Below are 16810 nucleotides of genomic sequence, written 5' to 3'. Positions count from 1 at the left end.
AAAGCGAAGGACATGAAGTGCAATTCGCAATCGGTCGGCCCGGTTTCATAGCGCTCGCCGGTGGCGATGATGTGCGCCACCAACGGTCCGTGAGACACCGCCACGCCCTTGGGCAGGCCGGTGGAGCCGGAGGTGTAGATCACGTAGGCCAGGTTGTCGCCGTCGAGCCTCACCTGCGGCGCGGTATCGGGGTAGTCGGCCCAGCCCTCGGTGCGATCGATCGCCAGGGTGTCCAGGCCATCAGGAACCGGCAGTTGCTGTAACGCCACGGTATGGCTCAGCAGCAGTTGCGCACGGCTGTCCTGCATCATGTACAGCAGGCGATCACGCGGGTACTCGATATCCAGCGGCACATACACACCGCCGGCCTTGAGCACCGCCAGGAACGCCACCATGATTTCGGCACTGCGCGGCATGGCGATGGCCACGCGCACTTCCGGGCCGACGCCACGGGCGATCAGCGCATGGGCCAGGCGGTTGGCCTGGCGGTCAAGCTCGCCATAACTCAGGGTTTGCGTATCGAACTTCACTGCGACGGCGTCGGGGTTCTCCCGGGCGCGGTCGGCGAACAGTTCATGCACCAGGCGCTCGGCCGAGAAGCCGGAATCGGTGCAGTTCCAACGGTCGAGAATCTGCTGCTGCTCGGCAGCATCCAGCAACGGCAGTTGGCTGAGGGGTTGCGCAGGGTTGGCGACCATCCCTTGCAACAGGTTCTGCCAATGCCCGGCCATGCGTTCGATGGTGGCCGGGGCAAACAGGTCGGTGGCGTAACTCAGGGAGGCGCGCAGCGCCTGCTGGCTTTCTTCCACGTCCAGCGCCAGGTCGAACTGCGCGACGCCGTCCTCCCCGCTCAACACCTCGACGTGCAGGTCGACCAAACGCTGCAGATGGCTGTCCGCCGCAGTGACGCGGTGGTTGAACAGCACCTGGAACAACGGGCTCAGGCTGAGGCTGCGCTCCGGTTGCAGCGCTTGCACCAGTTGTTCGAACGGCAGGTCCTGATGGGCCTGGGCCTGCAAGGAGCGTTGGCGTACCTGGGCGAGCAATTGCTCCACGCTCATCTGCCCATGGAGATCCGCCTTGAGCACCTGGGTGTTGACGAAGAAACCGATCAACCCCTCGGTTTCGAGGCGGTTGCGGTTGGCGATCGGCACCCCGACGCGCACATCTTCCTGGCCGCTGTAGCGGTGCAGCAGCGCCTGGTAAGACGCCAGCAGCACCATCGGCAACGTCACCCCGGTGTTGTGCGCCAGTTGGCGCAACCCGGCCAATAACTCAGGCGCCAACTCGATACCCAAACGTGCCCCACGATGGCTGGGCAGCGCCGGGCGCGGGTGGTCAAACGGCAATTCCAGTACCGGCTGTTCACCGCCCAGTTGCTCGCGCCAGTAGGCCAGTTGACGCGCTTTCTCGCCGGCTTCCATCCATTGGCGTTGCCACACGGCATAGTCGGCATACTGGATCGGCAGCGCCGGCAGCTGCGGTTGTTCACCCTGGCTGAAGGCGGCGTACGACTGCACCAGTTCCTCGACCATCAGTTGCATCGACCAACCATCGGAGACGATGTGATGCTGCACCAGCACCAGCACATGATCGTCCTCGGCCAGACGCAACAACGTAACTCGCAGCAGCGGCCCGCGCAGCAGGTCGAACGGCCGTGCGATCTCGTCCACGACCCGCGCCTTGAGGTCGGCGTATTCGGTGTCGGCCAGGGCGATATCGATCACGCCGGTCGCTTCAATGACCTGCACCGTACCACCGGCGTCCTGGCGCAAATGGGTGCGCAGGCTTTCGTGGCGGGCCAGCAAGCTGTCGAAGCTGCATTGCAGTGCGTCCAGGTCCAGCGGGCCATGCAGACGCAAAGCACTGGGGATGTGGTAAGCCGCACTGTGCGGGTCCAGTTGCCAGAGGAACCATTGGCGTTCCTGGGCATAGGACAGCGGCAACGGCTGCGTGCGGTCGGCCTTGAGCAGCGCCGGTGCGGCGACGCCCTCCTCGCCCAGGGCACGTACGAAGTCACCCAGCAAGGGTTGTTCGAACAAGGTCTTGAGCGCCACTTCCAGGGCCAGTGCCTGCCGCACGCGCGACACCACCCGCGTGGCCAGCAGCGAATGCCCGCCCAGTTCGAAGAAGTGATCCTCGAGGCCGACCTGCGGCACGTCCAGCACCTCGGCCCAGATCGCCGCAACCTGCTGCTCCCTTGGGCTGACCGGCGCCACGTAGATTTGGCGCGCCAGGCTCGCGTCCGGCTTGGGCAGCGCCTTGCGGTCGAGCTTGCCGTTGGGGGTCAACGGCAGGCTGTCGAGAAACAGCAGGTGCGCCGGCACCATGTAATCCGGCAAGCGCTCGCGCAGGGCGGCTTTGTACGCCTCCTGCGTATCGGGCGCCGCACTGACCAGATAAGCGATCAAGCGCTCGTTGTCGGCCAGCACCACGGTTTCACGCACACCGTGGTGCTCGCGCAGGCAGGCCTCGATCTCGCCCAGTTCGATGCGGAAACCACGCACCTTGACCTGATGGTCGACCCGGCCGATGTACTCCACTACGCCGTCGTCGCGGTAACGCGCCAGGTCGCCAGTGCGGTACAGGCGCTCGCCAGGGGCGCCGAAGGGGTTGGGCACGAAGCGTTCGGCGGTGAGTGCCGGCCGTGCGTGATAACCCCGCGCCAAGCCCACGCCGCCGATCAGCAACTCACCGGGGGCGCCCAACGGGCACGGGGTCATGCCGGCATTCAGGATGAACAGCGAGGTATTGGCGATCGGCCGTCCGACAAAAGGCTGCGCCTGAGACAGACGGTGGGCAGCCGACCAGATGGTGGTTTCCGTCGGACCATAGAGGTTCCAGACCGGCCCTTGCAGGTCGAGCAGGCGCTGGGCCAGGTCCGTCGGCAGCGCCTCGCCGCCACACAGGCATTGGATACCGCGCAACAGCTCGGCGCGTGGGCTGTCGAGCAGCATGCGCCAGGTGGACGGCGTGGCTTGCAGCACACTGGCCGATTGCTGGTGAGCCAGATCGAGAATGGCTTCCGGGTCGAGGGCCATTGCCTGGTCGCTCAACAGTAGCGTGGCGCCGACCGTCAGCGGTACGTACAGCTCCAGGGCGAAGATGTCGAACGAGAACGTGGTCAGCGACAGCACGCGCGCCTGCGCATCGATGTGCAGGGTGTCGGCCATGCCGCTGGTAAAGCTGCACAACGCCTGGTGCCGCACCATCACGCCCTTGGGCTTGCCCGTGGAGCCGGAGGTGTAGATCACGTAGGCCAGGTGCTCGGGCACAACCTCAACCTGCGGGTTGTGTTCAGCGCCGTCGGCGGCGTCCACCTGCAACACCCGCAGACCTTGCGGCTGCGCCAGTTGCCCGAGCAGGTGCGGCTGGGTCAACAGCACCCGGGCGCGGCTGTCTTCGAGCATGAAGGCCAGCCGGTCCGCCGGGAATTGCGGGTCCAGCGGCACGTAGGCGCCACCGGCCTTGAGCGTGGCCAGCAGGCTGACGATCATGTCGACCGAGCGTTCGACATGCACGGCCACCAGTACATCCGGGCCGACGCCGACGGCGATCAAACGATGGGCCAGGCGATTGGCGCGTCGGTTGAGTTCGCCATAGCTCAGGGCCTGGTCATTGAATTGCAGCGCAACCGCGTGCGGCTGGGCCAGCGCTTGGGCTTCGAACAACTGATGCACGCAGCGCTCATGCGGGTAAGCGTGGTCGCTGCGGTTCCAGTCGCTGATCAGTTGCTGCGATTGCGCCGTGCTGAGCATCGGCAACTCATCCAGGGCCAGCGCCCCATCACGCACCACGGCACGCAGCAGGTTTTGCCAGTGCTCGGCCAAGCGTTCCATGGTCGCCGCCTCGAACAGGTCGGTGGCGTAGGTCAGCGAGGCCCACAAACCGTCGGCCGACGCTTCGGTTTCCAGGTTCAGGTCGAACTGGGTGGTGTGCGCCGCCCAGTCCACCGGCTGCAGGTCCAGGCCAGGCAACTGCAGCGGCGCCGGACGCAGGTTGTCCTGGTGGTTGAACATCACCTGGAACAGCGGGTTATGGCTCAGGCTGCGCTCCGGTTGCAGCGCCTCCACCAGTTGTTCGAAGGGCAAGTCCTGGTGCGCCTGCGCCTCCAGGGCACGGCGCTTGACCTGGGCGAGCAACTGCTCGAAGGTCATGTGCCCGCTGAGGTCGGCTTGCAGCACTTGAGTGTTGACGAAGAAACCGATCAGCCGCTCGGTTTCCAGGCGGTTGCGGTTGGCGATCGGCACCCCGACGCGAATCTGCGACTGCCCGCTGTAGCGATGCAGCAAGGTCTGGAACGAAGCCAGCAGCAACATGAACAAGGTCACATCCTGGCGCTGGGCCAGGGCCTTGAGTTCGGCCAACAAGGCGCGGTCCAGTTCAATCGTGCAGCGTGCACCGCGATGGCTTTGCTGCGCCGGGCGCGGATGGTCCAGCGGCAATTCCAGTACCGCCTGTTCACTGCCCAGGCGCCCACGCCAGTAATCGAGCTGTCGCTGTTTTTCCCCGGCCGCCATCCAGTCGCGCTGCCACACGGCATAGTCGGCGTACTGGAGTGGCAACGCCGGCAGCGGAGCCTGGCCCTGATAGAGCGCCACCAGTTCGTCGATCATGACCTGCATCGACCAGCCGTCGGAGATGATGTGATGCAGGGTGATCACTAGTACGTGGTGCTCGGGCGCCACCACCAGCAGTTTGACGCGCATCAGCGGGCCGTTGCGCAGGTCGAACGGGCGCTGGATCTCTTGCGTTACGGCCTGCTCGACGCGGGAAGCGGCGACGTATTCGAGCTCGATGGAAGTCGTCTGGCGCGGTTGAATCACCTGCCAGGTCTGCTCGCCCTGCTCCACAAAAGTGGTGCGCAGCGGCTCATGCCGCTGCACCAGTGTTTGAAAGGCCAGCTCCAACGCGGCGATGTCCAACGGGCCGCGCAGATGCAAGGCGCTCGGCACGTGATAAGCGGGGCTGGCCGGGTCCAATTGCCAGAGGAACCATTGGCGTTCCTGGGCAAAGGACAACGGCAGCGGTTGATCGCGCTTCATCGCCACCAGCGGCGGCGCGGTGTCGGCTTGCAGCCCCGCGCAGGCGACCGCGAATGCTTGCAGGGTCGGCTGCTCGAACAGCGTGCGCAACGGCACTTCCAGCGAAAGGGCCTGGCGCACCCGCGAAATCACTTGGGTGGCCAGCAACGAATGGCCGCCGCGCTCGAAGAAATGGTCATCGAGCCCGACCTGTTCAACCTGCAACACGGCCTGCCAGATCGCCGCCAGTTGGATTTGCACGGCACTGTGAGGGGCGACGTAGGCGTGCTGCATCCGGTTCAGGTCCGGCAGTGGCAATGCGCGACGGTCGAGCTTGCCGTTGTTGTTCAACGGCAAGGCGTCCAGCACCTGCCAATGGGCCGGCACCATGTAGTCCGGCAGGGATTGGCGCAGCGTGCTCGCCAGTGCCTGGGTATCCAGTGTCTGCTCGCGGGCGGCAACGATGTACGCCACCAATTGCGCGCCGGTGGCGCTCGGCTGGGCGATCACCGCCGCTTCACGCACCTGGGGCAAGGCTTGCAGGCTGGCTTCGATTTCGCCGATTTCGATACGGAAACCGCGAATCTTCACTTGATGGTCGATGCGCCCGACATACTCTAGGGCGCCTGCCGCGTTGTAACGGGCCAGGTCGCCACTGCGATAAAGCCGCGCACCGGGTACGGCAGAAAACGGGTCCGGCAGGAAACGTTCGGCAGTCAGCGCCGGGCGGTCGAAGTAACCCTGGGCCAGCCCGGCGTCGGCGCCGATGCACAGCTCGCCGACGCCGTCAGTGGCCAGCAACTCAAAAGCGCTGTCGAGCACATACAGCGAGCGGCCTGCAATCGCCTGCCCAATCGGCACACCGAACACCTCGCTGGCATCGGCCAGTTGGCAGTCATGCACGCTGGACACCACGGTGGCTTCGGTCGGCCCGTAGGTATTGACCAGCCGCACGCCGCCCAACCCTGCCGCATGCCAGGCACGCAAGCCTTCCACCGACATGGCCTCACCGCCCACATGCACCTGGCGCAGGTTACCCAGTGGCTTGCGGTCGACGGCGCACTCCTTGGCCAGCAAGTACCAGTAGGCCGCCGGCAAGTCGGCCAGGGTCACGCCTTGCTCGACGATTTGCCGCGCCAGTTGCCCGGCATCCCACAGTTCATCGCCACGCATGATCAGCGCCGCACCGGCACACAGTGGCGGGTAGCACTGTTCGACAAAGCCGTCGAAACTGAACGTGGCAAATTGCAGTACACGATCCTCGGCGGTCAGCCGGCTGTAGCGTTCAGCGCTGTCGCAGAACTGGCCGAGGGCCGCGTGGTCGATGGCCACGCCCTTAGGCTGGCCGGTGGAGCCGGAGGTATAGATCACGTAGGCCAGATCAGCCGCCGCTGCCCGATTAAGTGGGTTGCTGGCGGGGTAGCCGGCCGACTCGTCGCCGCTGGCGGTGAACGCCACGCGGGCCAGCCCTGGGGGCAGCGGCAGGTCGTTGAGCAACCCGGTTTCGCAGAGCAGCAGATCAAGGCGACTGTCAGCCAGCATGTAGGCCAGGCGCTCGGCCGGGTAGTTCGGGTCCAGGGGCACATAGGCCGCGCCGCTCTTGAGCACCGCCAGCAGGCTGACGATCAATTGCGGGCCGCGCCGTGCCGCCAGCCCCACCCGCCGGCCCGGGCCTGCGCCCTGCTCCAGCAAATGGTGGGCGAGATGGTTGGCGCGTGCGTTGAGTTGGGCATAGCTCAAACGCACATCACCGGCCTGCACCGCCAAGGCATCCGGGGTAGCCTGGGCCTGAGCGGCAACGCGCTCATGGACCCGCGTGTGCCGCTGGGCAGCGGCGGCGCACTGGCTGAGTGCAAGCACGTCGCGCTGTGCGCTGGCGTCCAGCAGTTGCAGGGTGCCAAGCGGCGCGCGGGCGTTGGCGAGCATCTGCGTCAGCAGGTGCTGCAGGTTGGCGCTCAACCGTGCGACTTGCGGTGCGCTGAAACGCGCGCAGTCGTAGCTGAACTCCAGGCACAGGCTGGCGCCCAGCTCGATGCCCAGGGTCAGTGGGTAATGGGTGTGTTCATGGTTGTGCAACGGGCCGAAGCGCAGGCCGGCCGGTGCGCCCTGCTTCAAGGCCTCGGCCACCGGGAAGTTTTCAAACACCAGCAAGCTGTCGAACAGCGCTGCACCTGGCTGACCGGCCCAGCCCTGGATGTCGTAGAGCGGCACATGTTCGTGCTCGCGCAGGCTGAGGTTCAGGGCTTGCAGCTCGCCGAGCCAGTCGGCAACCGATTGCGCCGGTGCAGCCGCGCTGATGATCGGCAAGGTGTTGATGAACAGGCCCAGTTGCTGCTCGATTCCCGGCAACGGTGCCGAACGCCCGGCCACGGTGGCGCCGAAGGCCACGCACACCTGGCCGGTGTAGCGTTGCAACAAGAGGCTCCAGGCGCCTTGCAACAGCGTGTTGAGGGTAACTTTGTGTTGACGGGCATAGGCCCCGAGACGTTGGGTGAACTCACTGCCAAGGGCCACGTGATGATCCGCCATGCCCACGCCATCGACCGGCGCACGCAGCGCGTCAGCCAACAAGGTCGGCGCTTGCAACGGCGCCAGGGCGGCTTTCCAGAACACTTCGCCCGACGCTTGCTGCTGCAGCCAGCCCAGGTAATCGCGGAATTGCCCCAACGGCGCCGGCAGCGCCTGGCCGGCGTAATGGGCGAGGACTTCACTGAGCAACTGGGCGTTGCTCCAGCCATCCATAAGGATGTGGTGACTGGTGAGCATCAGCTGCCAGGCCGTGCCTGCGCCGCGCACCAGCAACAGGCGAAACAGCGGCGCGCTGCTCAGCTCGAAGCCGCGCTCGCGCTCAGCCACGGCCAGCGCGTCACAGTCGGCGTTTACGTCTTCAATCACCTGTAATTGCAGGTCGACCTGACGCTGAATCACCTGGTGAGCGCTGTCCAGACCCTGCCAATGGAAGCTGCTGCGCAGGATGTCGTGACGGTCCAGCACTGCCTGCCAGGCGCGGCCGAACCTGAGCAGATCCAGACCTTCGATGTCCAGGCGCAGTTGGTTGATGTAAGCCTGCCCCTCGGGCGCGTACAAGGTGTGGAAGAGCATGCCCTGCTGCATGGGCGACAGCGGATACAGATCGGCGATGGCCGGCCCGGCGACCGGCAGCGCGTCCAGTTGCGCCTGGGTCAGGCGTGCCAACGGGAAGTCCGACGGCGTGACCTGCCCTGCCGGCGTGGCGCAGCAGTGTTCGATCAAGCCCTTGAGTTCAGTGGCGTACTCGTCCGCCAGGTGCTGGATGGTCGAGGCCTGGAACATGTCGCGGCTGAAGCCCCATTGCAACGCCAGCTCGCCGCCATACACCTGCCCTTCCACCGTCAGCCAGTTGGCCAGCGGCGCTTCGGGGTCCTGCGCCTGGCCGCTGGTCTGGCTGGCCGGCACCCACAGCGTCGAGTCATCGAACTGGCGATCGAACTGCCCCAGATAGTTGAAGGTGATACGCGGCGCAGCGGCGCCGGCCAGGGCCTCGCGCACCTCAGGGGCGCCCAGGTAGCGCAGCAGGCCGTAGCCCAAGCCCTTGTCGGGTACGGCGCGCAGCTGTTCCTTGACCGATTTGATCGCACTCGCCAGCTCACCCTCAGCCTGCAAACGCACGGGGAACAGGCTGGTGAACCAACCCACGGTGCGCGTCAGGTCGATATCGTCGAACAGGTCTTCACGCCCATGCCCCTCCAGCTGGATCAACGCAGCGGGCTGGCCGCTCCAGCGCCCGACCACGCGGGCCAGTGCGGTCAGCAGCAGGTCATTGACCTGGGTGCGATACGCCGCAGGCGCCTCTTGCAGCAGTTGGCGGGTATGTTCGGCATCCAGGCGGATTTCAATCTTGCTGCCCAGGCGATTTTGCAGGCCACCGTGGGGGTTGTCGCAGGGCAGTTCGGCGTCGACGGCCTGCGCCTGCCAGTACGGCAGTTGCGCATTGAGGCGTTGGGCATGAGCCTGCGACTGCCGAGCCCACTGCTGGAAAGCGCTGGTCTTGGCCGGCAGCGGTGCTGCGCGGTAAGCCTGTTGCAGGTCTTCCAGCAGGATGCGCCACGACACGCCATCCACCACCAGGTGATGCACCACCACCAGCAGACGCTGGCTGCCATCGCCCAGGTTGACCAGGGCGGCGCGCAACAGCGGCCCCTGGCCCAGGTCGAGACTGCGCTGGGCTTCATCGCACAAGGCGGCCAGTTGAGTGTCGTCGCTGGCCTGGGACTGCCACAACGCGGCGTCGCTGACCGGCGCGGCGTAGGCTTGCCGCCAGCCATCGGCATGCTGCACAAAACGCAGGCGCAGCGCGTCGTGATGGTTGATCACCTGCGTCAGAGCGGCCTCCAGGCGCTCAGGCTCCAGCCGTTCACGCGGGGTCAGCAGCAACGACTGGTTCCAGTGGTGGCGCGCCGGGATCGCCTGCTCGAAAAAGCTCTGCTGCACCGGCGTCAGGACCACCTCGCCCGTGACCGGCCCCTGGTCGATCACACTGGCCTGCTCAAAACTTGCCACCAAGGCCAGGCTGCGCACGCTCTGATACTGGAACAAATCCCGCGGGCTGAGGCGAATGCCTGCCTGGCGTGCACGGCTGACCACCTGGATGGAAATGATCGAATCGCCGCCCAGTTCGAAGAAGTTGTCGTCCAGGCCGACCTGCTCCAGGCCCAGCACGTCGCTCCAGATCGCCGCCAGGGCTTTTTGCAGCGCGCTTTCAGGCGCAATGAATGCCTGTTGCGGCGCGGCATCCGGCAGCGGCAAGGCTTTGCGATCCAGCTTGCCGTTAGCGGTCACCGGCAGTTTGGCCAGTACCATCAGGTGCGTCGGCACCATGTATTCCGGCAGGCTGCCGAGCAGCCACGCCTTGAGGTCGGCGGGTTCGGCGCTTTCCAGCACCAGGTAGCCGACCAACTGCTTGCCGCCCTGCACCAGCACCACGGCTTCGCGGACCGTGGGGTGCTGCAGCAGGCGGGCCTCGATTTCGCCCAGCTCAATGCGCAAACCGCGCAGTTTCACCTGATGATCGAGGCGGCCGAGGTATTCGATCACGCCGTCGGCACGCTGGCACACACGGTCGCCAGTGCGATACAAGCGCTCGCCGCGCAGGAACGGGCTCGGCACAAACCGCTCGGCCGTCAGCGCCGGGCGCCGATGGTAACCGCGCGCCAGGCCGGTGCCGCCCAGGTACAGCTCACCCGCGACGCCGGCGGGCACCGGGTTGAGTTGGGCATCGAGCACGTAAGTGGCCAGGTTGGCGATCGGACGACCGATCGGCACGCTGTCGGCGCCTTCTTCGACGCAGGTCCAATGGGTCACGTCGATGGCCGCTTCGGTCGGGCCATAGAGGTTGTACAACCCCGCCCCCGGCAACTTGGCGAACACTTGCGATTGCGCGTCCAGGGGCAAGGCTTCACCGCTGCACACAATGCGCTTGAGGCCCGTGCAGGCGTGCACGCCCGGCTCGTGGATGAACGCCTGGAGCATCGAGGGCACGAAGTGCAAGGTGGTGATGGCGAACCGGCCGATGGTTTCGATCAGCCGCGCCGGCTCACGGTGTTCACCTGGCGCTGCGACCACCAGGCGTGCGCCGGTCATCAGCGGCCAGAAGAACTCCCACACCGAGACGTCGAAGCTGAACGGGGTTTTCTGCAGGACCGCGTCGCCCTCATCCAGGCCATAGGCGTGCTGCATCCAGCACAAGCGATTGACCAGCGCACGATGGCTGTTGCCGGCGCCTTTGGGTTTGCCGGTGGAACCGGAGGTATAGATCACGTAGGCCAGGTTCAACGCCTGGAGATCCACGGCCAGCGATTCGCGACTGTAGCCGTCGAGCCAGCCTTCGGCCTGGTCCAGGGCAATCACCGGGACACCGGCGGCGGGCAACATCGGCAGCAGGTGTTGCTGGCTGAGCAGCAGCGCGATGCCACTGTCTTCGATCATGTAGGCCAGGCGGTCCTGCGGGTATTCAGGGTCCAGCGGCACGTAGGCGCCCCCGGCCTTGAGGATCGCCAGCAACCCCACCACCATTTCGATGGAACGTTCGACGCAGATGCCGACCAGCACGTCCGGGCCGACGCCCTGTTCGCGCAAGGCATGGGCCAACGGGTTGGCACGGGCATCCAGCTCGGCGTAGCTCAAAGTGCTGGTACCAAACTGCAACGCCGGTGCGTGCGGCGTGCGCTGCACCTGGTCCTCGATCAACTGATGGATGCCGCGTTCGGTCGGGTAGGTCTCGGCGGTCTGGTTCCATGCGTTCACCAGCACATGCTGCTCGTCGGCGGCCAGCATCGGCAGCTCGCCGATGCGTTGCTCGCCATCGGCAACCATGGCCTGCAGCAGGCTGATCCAGTGGCGCGCCATGCGCTCGATGGACGGGGCGTCGAACAGGTCGTTGGCGTAGGTCAGCGCGGCATGCAGGGTGCCGGACTTTTCAAAGGTGTCGAGGGTCAGGTCAAACTGGGTGGTACGCCCTTGCCACTCCACCAGCGCCAGTTCCAGGCCCGACGCAGTGCTGACGGCGGCGATATCCGCCACCAGCGGCTGGTGGTTGTACATGACTTGGAACAGCGGCGTATGGCTGAGGCTGCGCTCGACTTTCAACGCTTCCACCAGGCGCTCGAACGGCAATTCCTGATGAGCCTGGGCGTCTAGGGCGTGCTCCTTGATGCCTTGCAGAAACTCGGCAACACGGGTTTGCCCGGTGAGTTCGGTGCGCAGCACCTGGGTGTTGACGAAGAAACCGATCAGCCCCTCGACTTCGGTGCGGTTGCGATTGGCGATCGGCACGCCGACGCGAATATCGCCCTGCCCGGTGTAGCGATGCAGCAACACGTTGAACGCGCCGAGCAGCAGCATGAACAGGGTGACGTTATGGGTTTGCGCGCAACTGCGCAGTTGCGCGGCCAGTGCCGGATCAATCGCGAAATTATGGCGGGTGCCCTGATAGCTGGGCATTGCCGGGCGTGGGCGGTCGGTCGGCAACTCCAGCACCGGATGCTCATCGCCCAGACGCGCCTGCCAGTACGCCAACTGACGCGCCTGTTCCCCCGCTTCCAGCCACCGGCGCTGCCACAGGGCGTAGTCGCTGTATTGGATCGGCAACGCCGGTAGCCGGGGCTGCTCATTGCGCTCATGGGCGTCGTAGCAGCGGATAAATTCGTCGATCAGCACGTTCATCGACCAACCGTCGGAGACGATATGGTGCAGGGTCAGCAGCAGGACATGCTCCTGTTCATCAAGCTTGAGCAGTTGCACGCGCAGCAGCGGGCCGTTCTCCAGGTCGAACGCCAGCAGCGATTGCCGGGTTGCCGCGTCGTTGACGGCCGGCTCGCGCGCATCAGCCGGCAATGTGCTGAGATCCACCTGTTCGATGACCAGCGATGGCACTTTGGCGACTTGCGCCAGGCGATCGTCCGCCTGGCGCTGGAACACCGTGCGCAAGGTTTCATGGCGCGCCACCAGGCTGGCGAAGGCTTGCTCCATCGCCGGCACATTCAGCGCACCCTTGAGCCGCACGGCACCGGGCAGGTTGTAGGCACCGCTTGCCGGGTCTAATTGCCAGAGAAACCACATGCGCTGCTGGGCGTAGGACAGCGCCTGGCGATCCTCCACTTCCACTCCTGCCGGAATCGGAAACCGGGAAAAATCCACGCCTTCTTTCTGCAGGGCCTGCAGGAACAATTGGCGTTTTTCCAGGGGCAGTCCGATAAACCGGCGAGCAAGTTTCAAGGAGTCTTCAGCATTCATTTCTTGGGGTCCGGAGCAATAGGCGGGAAGCACAAAGGCACGTCGTCCCTATAAAACGAACCGGGAAGGGAAAAATTAGCGGGGATGAAGGACGTCCAGCGCAGTGTCATCAAGGGTTACATCAATCTGCGCAGCAGTAGCCGAAGCCGAGCTAGCATTGACGCATACCACTTTTTGCAACTACATTTAGTTACACGCAGGGAACGCCGTGTCCAAAAATGAAAAGCTGCTCGCCAAACTGCTCAACGAACAAGCGACATTTACCTGGGCTGAGCTCGTAACGCTTTTGCGTCGGCTGGGCTACACACAGATTGAAGGGGCAGGAAGCCGGGTGAAATTCGATATTGGCGACCCCAGTGCAATGATCACCTTGCACAAGCCCCACCCCGGCAACGAACTGAAACACTACATTCGGCGCCAGATCATCGAACAATTGAGATCAGGAGAACTGATTCAGTGAACAACCAACTGAAACACAAGGGCTACATCGGCTCCATCGAAGCCAGCCTCGAAGACAACTGCCTGTTCGGCAAGGTCCTGTTCATCAAGGCACTGGTGAGCTATGAAGGAAAAACCGTCGCCGAATTGGACGCCGCATTCCGTGAGGCGGTGGACGATTACCTCACTACCTGTGAGAACCTCGGGCAAGCAGCCGAAAAGCCTTGCAAAGGCTCATTCAATGTCCGAGTCGGACATGACCTGCACTTGGCGGCGGCACTGGCAGCGACTCGAAAAAAAGTAACGCTCAACGATCTTACTCGCCAAGCGTTGAACGAGTTTCTACAACATCACCACGCCGATGCCTGCCCAGCGACCAGTTGACTATCCCAATCGCCGATACCCTGACACCGCAGCGCACAGCACCACCGCCCCCGCCATCAGCGCCACCCAGAACCCACGGGTGGCGCCATAGTGGTCGATCATCCAACCCGAACTGGCGGCCCCCATGGCCACGCCTATGCTCAGGCCGGTGATCAGCCAGGTCATGCCTTCGGTCAGGCGGCTGGGCGGGACGATCTGCTCCACCAGGGCCATGGACACAATCAGGGTCGGCGCGAAGAACAAGCCGGAGACGAACACCGTCAGCGCCAGGCCGGGAATATTGCTCACCAGCAGCAGCGGCAATGTGCTCAACGCGGTCGCCACACCGCAGAACAGGAACTGCCGGGGCAACGGCGCCTTGCGCTTGAAGGCGCCGAAAGCCAGCCCGGCCAGGCACGAACCGATGGCATACACCGACAACACGATGCTCGCCGCGGCCGGCTGGCCTTGCTGCTGGGCAAAGGCCACGCTGACCACATCCACGACGCCCACGATCACCCCCATGGCCAGCAACAGCACCATCAGGATCAACACCGAGGGCGAAGCGATCAGCCAGCGGCCATGATGGCTCTGGTGTTCGTGGACCGGCGGCTCGGTTGCACGTTGCAGCACAAAGGTGGTGACGCCCACCGCCAGCAGCAAAGCCGCAACCAACGGCCCGGCCTGCGGGAACACCACCACGCACAAGCCGACCGATATCGGCGGGCCGATGATGAAGCACACTTCATCCAGCACCGATTCCAGCGCAAACGCGGTTTGCAGCTGGGGTTGGCCGCGGTACAACGCGGTCCAGCGCGCCCGCACCATGGCCGACATATTGGGCATGCAACCGGCGAAGGCCGCGAATACAAACAGTGTCCAGTCCGGCGCTTGCACGTAGGTGCACAGCAACAACAGCAACAAGGCCCCGCCGCCGATCAACGCGGCAATCGGCAGGACCCGGCCCTGGCCGTAACGGTCAACCAAACGTGAAACCTGCGGCGCACACAAGGCCGTGGCCAAGGCAAACACCGCCGCCACCGAGCCCGCCAGGCCGTAACCGCCGTGCACCTGCGAGAGCATGGTGATCAGCCCGATACCGGTCATGGACACCGGCATGCGCGCCAACATGCCGGCCAACACAAAAGCGCGCGAGCCAGGCGCCTGGAACAGCTCGGCGTAGGGATTTGCCATCAATCAAACGTCTTGTTTTGTGGATTTGTGCAAGCTTGTATCACACCAAGCGCTTGATCTGCTTGTGCCGCCATACCCCTCGATAATACGCAGTCTGCAAGGCCAGCATTGCCAGGTAGGTCACCGGAAACGCCATCCACACCCCTTCCAAGCCGAAATGCGCATTGAACAGATACGCCATCGGCAACTCAACGCACAGCACACAGAAGATCGAGATGGCGACCGGCATCAGCACCACGCCGCTGGCACGCATGATCCCGCCGATCACCGCCTGGAAACCGAAGACCAGCACGCTCCACAGCATGATGTGCAGCAGGTGTTCGGCGTTGACTCGCGCAGCCTCGTCGGTGATGAACAGCCCCAGCAGCCAATGCGACAGCAGGTAGCCGAGCACGATCAAGCCACCGGTCAGGCAGGTGTTGATCAGCAGGCCCGTGCGCAGAATCGGCCCGATACGTTCCAGGCGCCCGGCACCGATCGCCTGGGCGCCCAGGATCGAGGCGGTAATGGCGATCGACAATGCCGGGAATTGCACATAGTTGACGATCTGCGTCACCGCGCCATACGCCGCCGTGGCCTGGGAACCGTGGCCGTTGACCAGGGCGAGAATGACCAACTCCGACAGCGACAACACCACCATCTGCAAGCCGGTGGGCAGGCCGATACGCAGGACTTTACCGAGAATCACGCGGTCCAGGCGCAAGGCGCCGAGCAACTCACGGTCCGGCGCCATCACATGGTTTTTATGCCGCAGGCGCAGCATCAGGAACAGCATCGCCAGGGTGTTACCCACCAGCCCTGCATACACAGCACTCTGGATACCCTGGGGCGGCAGGCCGAGCCAGCCGCGAATCAGCGCCGGTGTCAGCAACAGGCCGGCCAACGTCGACACCATCAGCGCCAGCAGCGGCGAGATCGTGTCACTGACGCCGCGCAACAACTGGGTGTAGAGGATGAAGACCAGCAACAGCGGCATGATCAACATCATCATCTGGGCATACCCGACGGCCTCCTCCAAGACATCAACCGGCGTGCCCAACGCCTGCAAGGCCGGGCGCGCAAACAGGCTGCCCAGCACCGCCGCGACCAAGCCCACCAGCGCGCCCAAGGTCAGGGTGGCGCCAGTGATCACCTTGACCATTGAAGTTTCCTGGGCACCCCAGGCCTGACCGATCAGCACCGAGGCGCCCGCCCCCAGGCCGATCACCAGGGCAATAAAGAAAAACACGATGGGGAACATCCCCGACACCGCCGCCAACGCCTGGGTGCCGAGCATCTGCCCAACGTAGATACCGTTGAGGGTGCCGGAAAAGCTCTGTAGAAAGTTGGACAGCACCATCGGTGCCAGAAAGAGCAGGTAGATCTGCCACAGTGGCCGTTTTGGGGTGACTTCCATGGGGATACGGATCCATAAATGAGATTAGGCAGCGAAGGCATTGCGTGACAGCCAAGCCAGATGCTTTTGCACGTCCAGCGGCCAGTGCGCGATCTTGTTGGAAAAATCAGTGGCGTCTTGGGCAAAACAGCGCCCGCGAGGCGTCTTCGACACCGGGCAGGTCCCGCCCCGATGGCGTGTCGACCTATTTTTTTTATCCGGATTTAATGGGTTTTACCCGGATATATCAATTAAATCTCGACAGCTCGCAAGCCGCTACCGTGCCCCCCGACGGCCCCTCACGAGCCACCAAACGTCTGTGAAGGCCGACGCAAGGTCGGATCAAACGGGTTGATCCGCGGCCCGATCGCCGCCGCTTCGCGCTTCAACAACTCCACCACCATCGGTAAGCGGCTCGGCCCCAGCCGGTCACTGATGGTTGCCACACTCAACGCCGCCACCGCATGCCCCTCGCGATTGAGGATGGGCACCGCCAGCCCGGCCATGCCCTCCAGCACCCCGGTATTGCGCGCCGCATAGCCAAGCTGGCGCACGTTCTGCACCTCCGAGCGCAACAGCACTTCGTCATACAGATGGAAGTCCTTGAGGCGGGGCAAGTTGTAGCGGATCACCGTTTCACGCTCTT

Annotated in this window: 7 protein-coding genes; 2 read left to right on the top strand and 5 right to left on the bottom strand. The window is 64.4% G+C overall.

Features of this window, described 5'->3' with window-relative positions:
• A partial coding sequence (locus tag C9383_RS02435; protein ID WP_107338848.1) for a non-ribosomal peptide synthase/polyketide synthase occupies nt 1–12794 on the bottom strand: 12794 nt, incomplete at its 3' end.
• A gap of 208 nt (nt 12795–13002) precedes the next feature.
• On the opposite strand from C9383_RS02435, the gene C9383_RS02430 reads away from it, so the two are divergent.
• On the top strand, nt 13003–13254 hold the full coding sequence (locus tag C9383_RS02430) for a type II toxin-antitoxin system HicA family toxin (RefSeq protein WP_090371675.1): 252 nt from the start codon (nt 13003–13005) through the stop codon (nt 13252–13254).
• Nucleotides 13251–13616 carry a type II toxin-antitoxin system HicB family antitoxin gene (locus C9383_RS02425; RefSeq protein ID WP_090371677.1) on the top strand — a complete coding sequence of 122 codons (366 nt, stop codon included), beginning with the start codon at nt 13251–13253 and terminating at the stop codon, nt 13614–13616. The genes C9383_RS02430 and C9383_RS02425 overlap by 4 nt, the downstream gene beginning before the upstream one ends.
• On the opposite strand, the gene C9383_RS02420 is transcribed toward C9383_RS02425, so the two are convergent.
• From C9383_RS02420 to C9383_RS02405, 4 genes are all read right to left on the bottom strand, one after another.
• Nucleotides 13617–14789, bottom strand: a complete 1173-nt coding sequence (locus C9383_RS02420) for an MFS transporter (RefSeq protein WP_090371679.1) — start codon at nt 14787–14789, stop codon at nt 13617–13619. It lies immediately after the preceding gene.
• Between the two features lie 40 nt (nt 14790–14829).
• Complete coding sequence (locus tag C9383_RS02415; protein ID WP_090371682.1) at nt 14830–16185, bottom strand: MATE family efflux transporter; 1356 nt, start codon at nt 16183–16185, stop codon at nt 14830–14832.
• A 24-nt stretch (nt 16186–16209) separates the two neighbouring features.
• Nucleotides 16210–16338: a hypothetical protein gene (locus C9383_RS28510; RefSeq protein ID WP_268876213.1), complete on the bottom strand. Its 129-nt coding sequence runs from the start codon at nt 16336–16338 to the stop codon at nt 16210–16212.
• Between the two features lie 125 nt (nt 16339–16463).
• Nucleotides 16464–16810: IclR family transcriptional regulator domain-containing protein (locus tag C9383_RS02405; protein WP_282958445.1), on the bottom strand; the 347-nt coding region annotated here is incomplete at its 5' end.

This window comes from Pseudomonas palleroniana (assembly GCF_003031675.1).
GTDB lineage: Bacteria > Pseudomonadota > Gammaproteobacteria > Pseudomonadales > Pseudomonadaceae > Aquipseudomonas > Aquipseudomonas palleroniana.
This window is presented reverse-complemented; position numbering and strand designations above follow the sequence as displayed.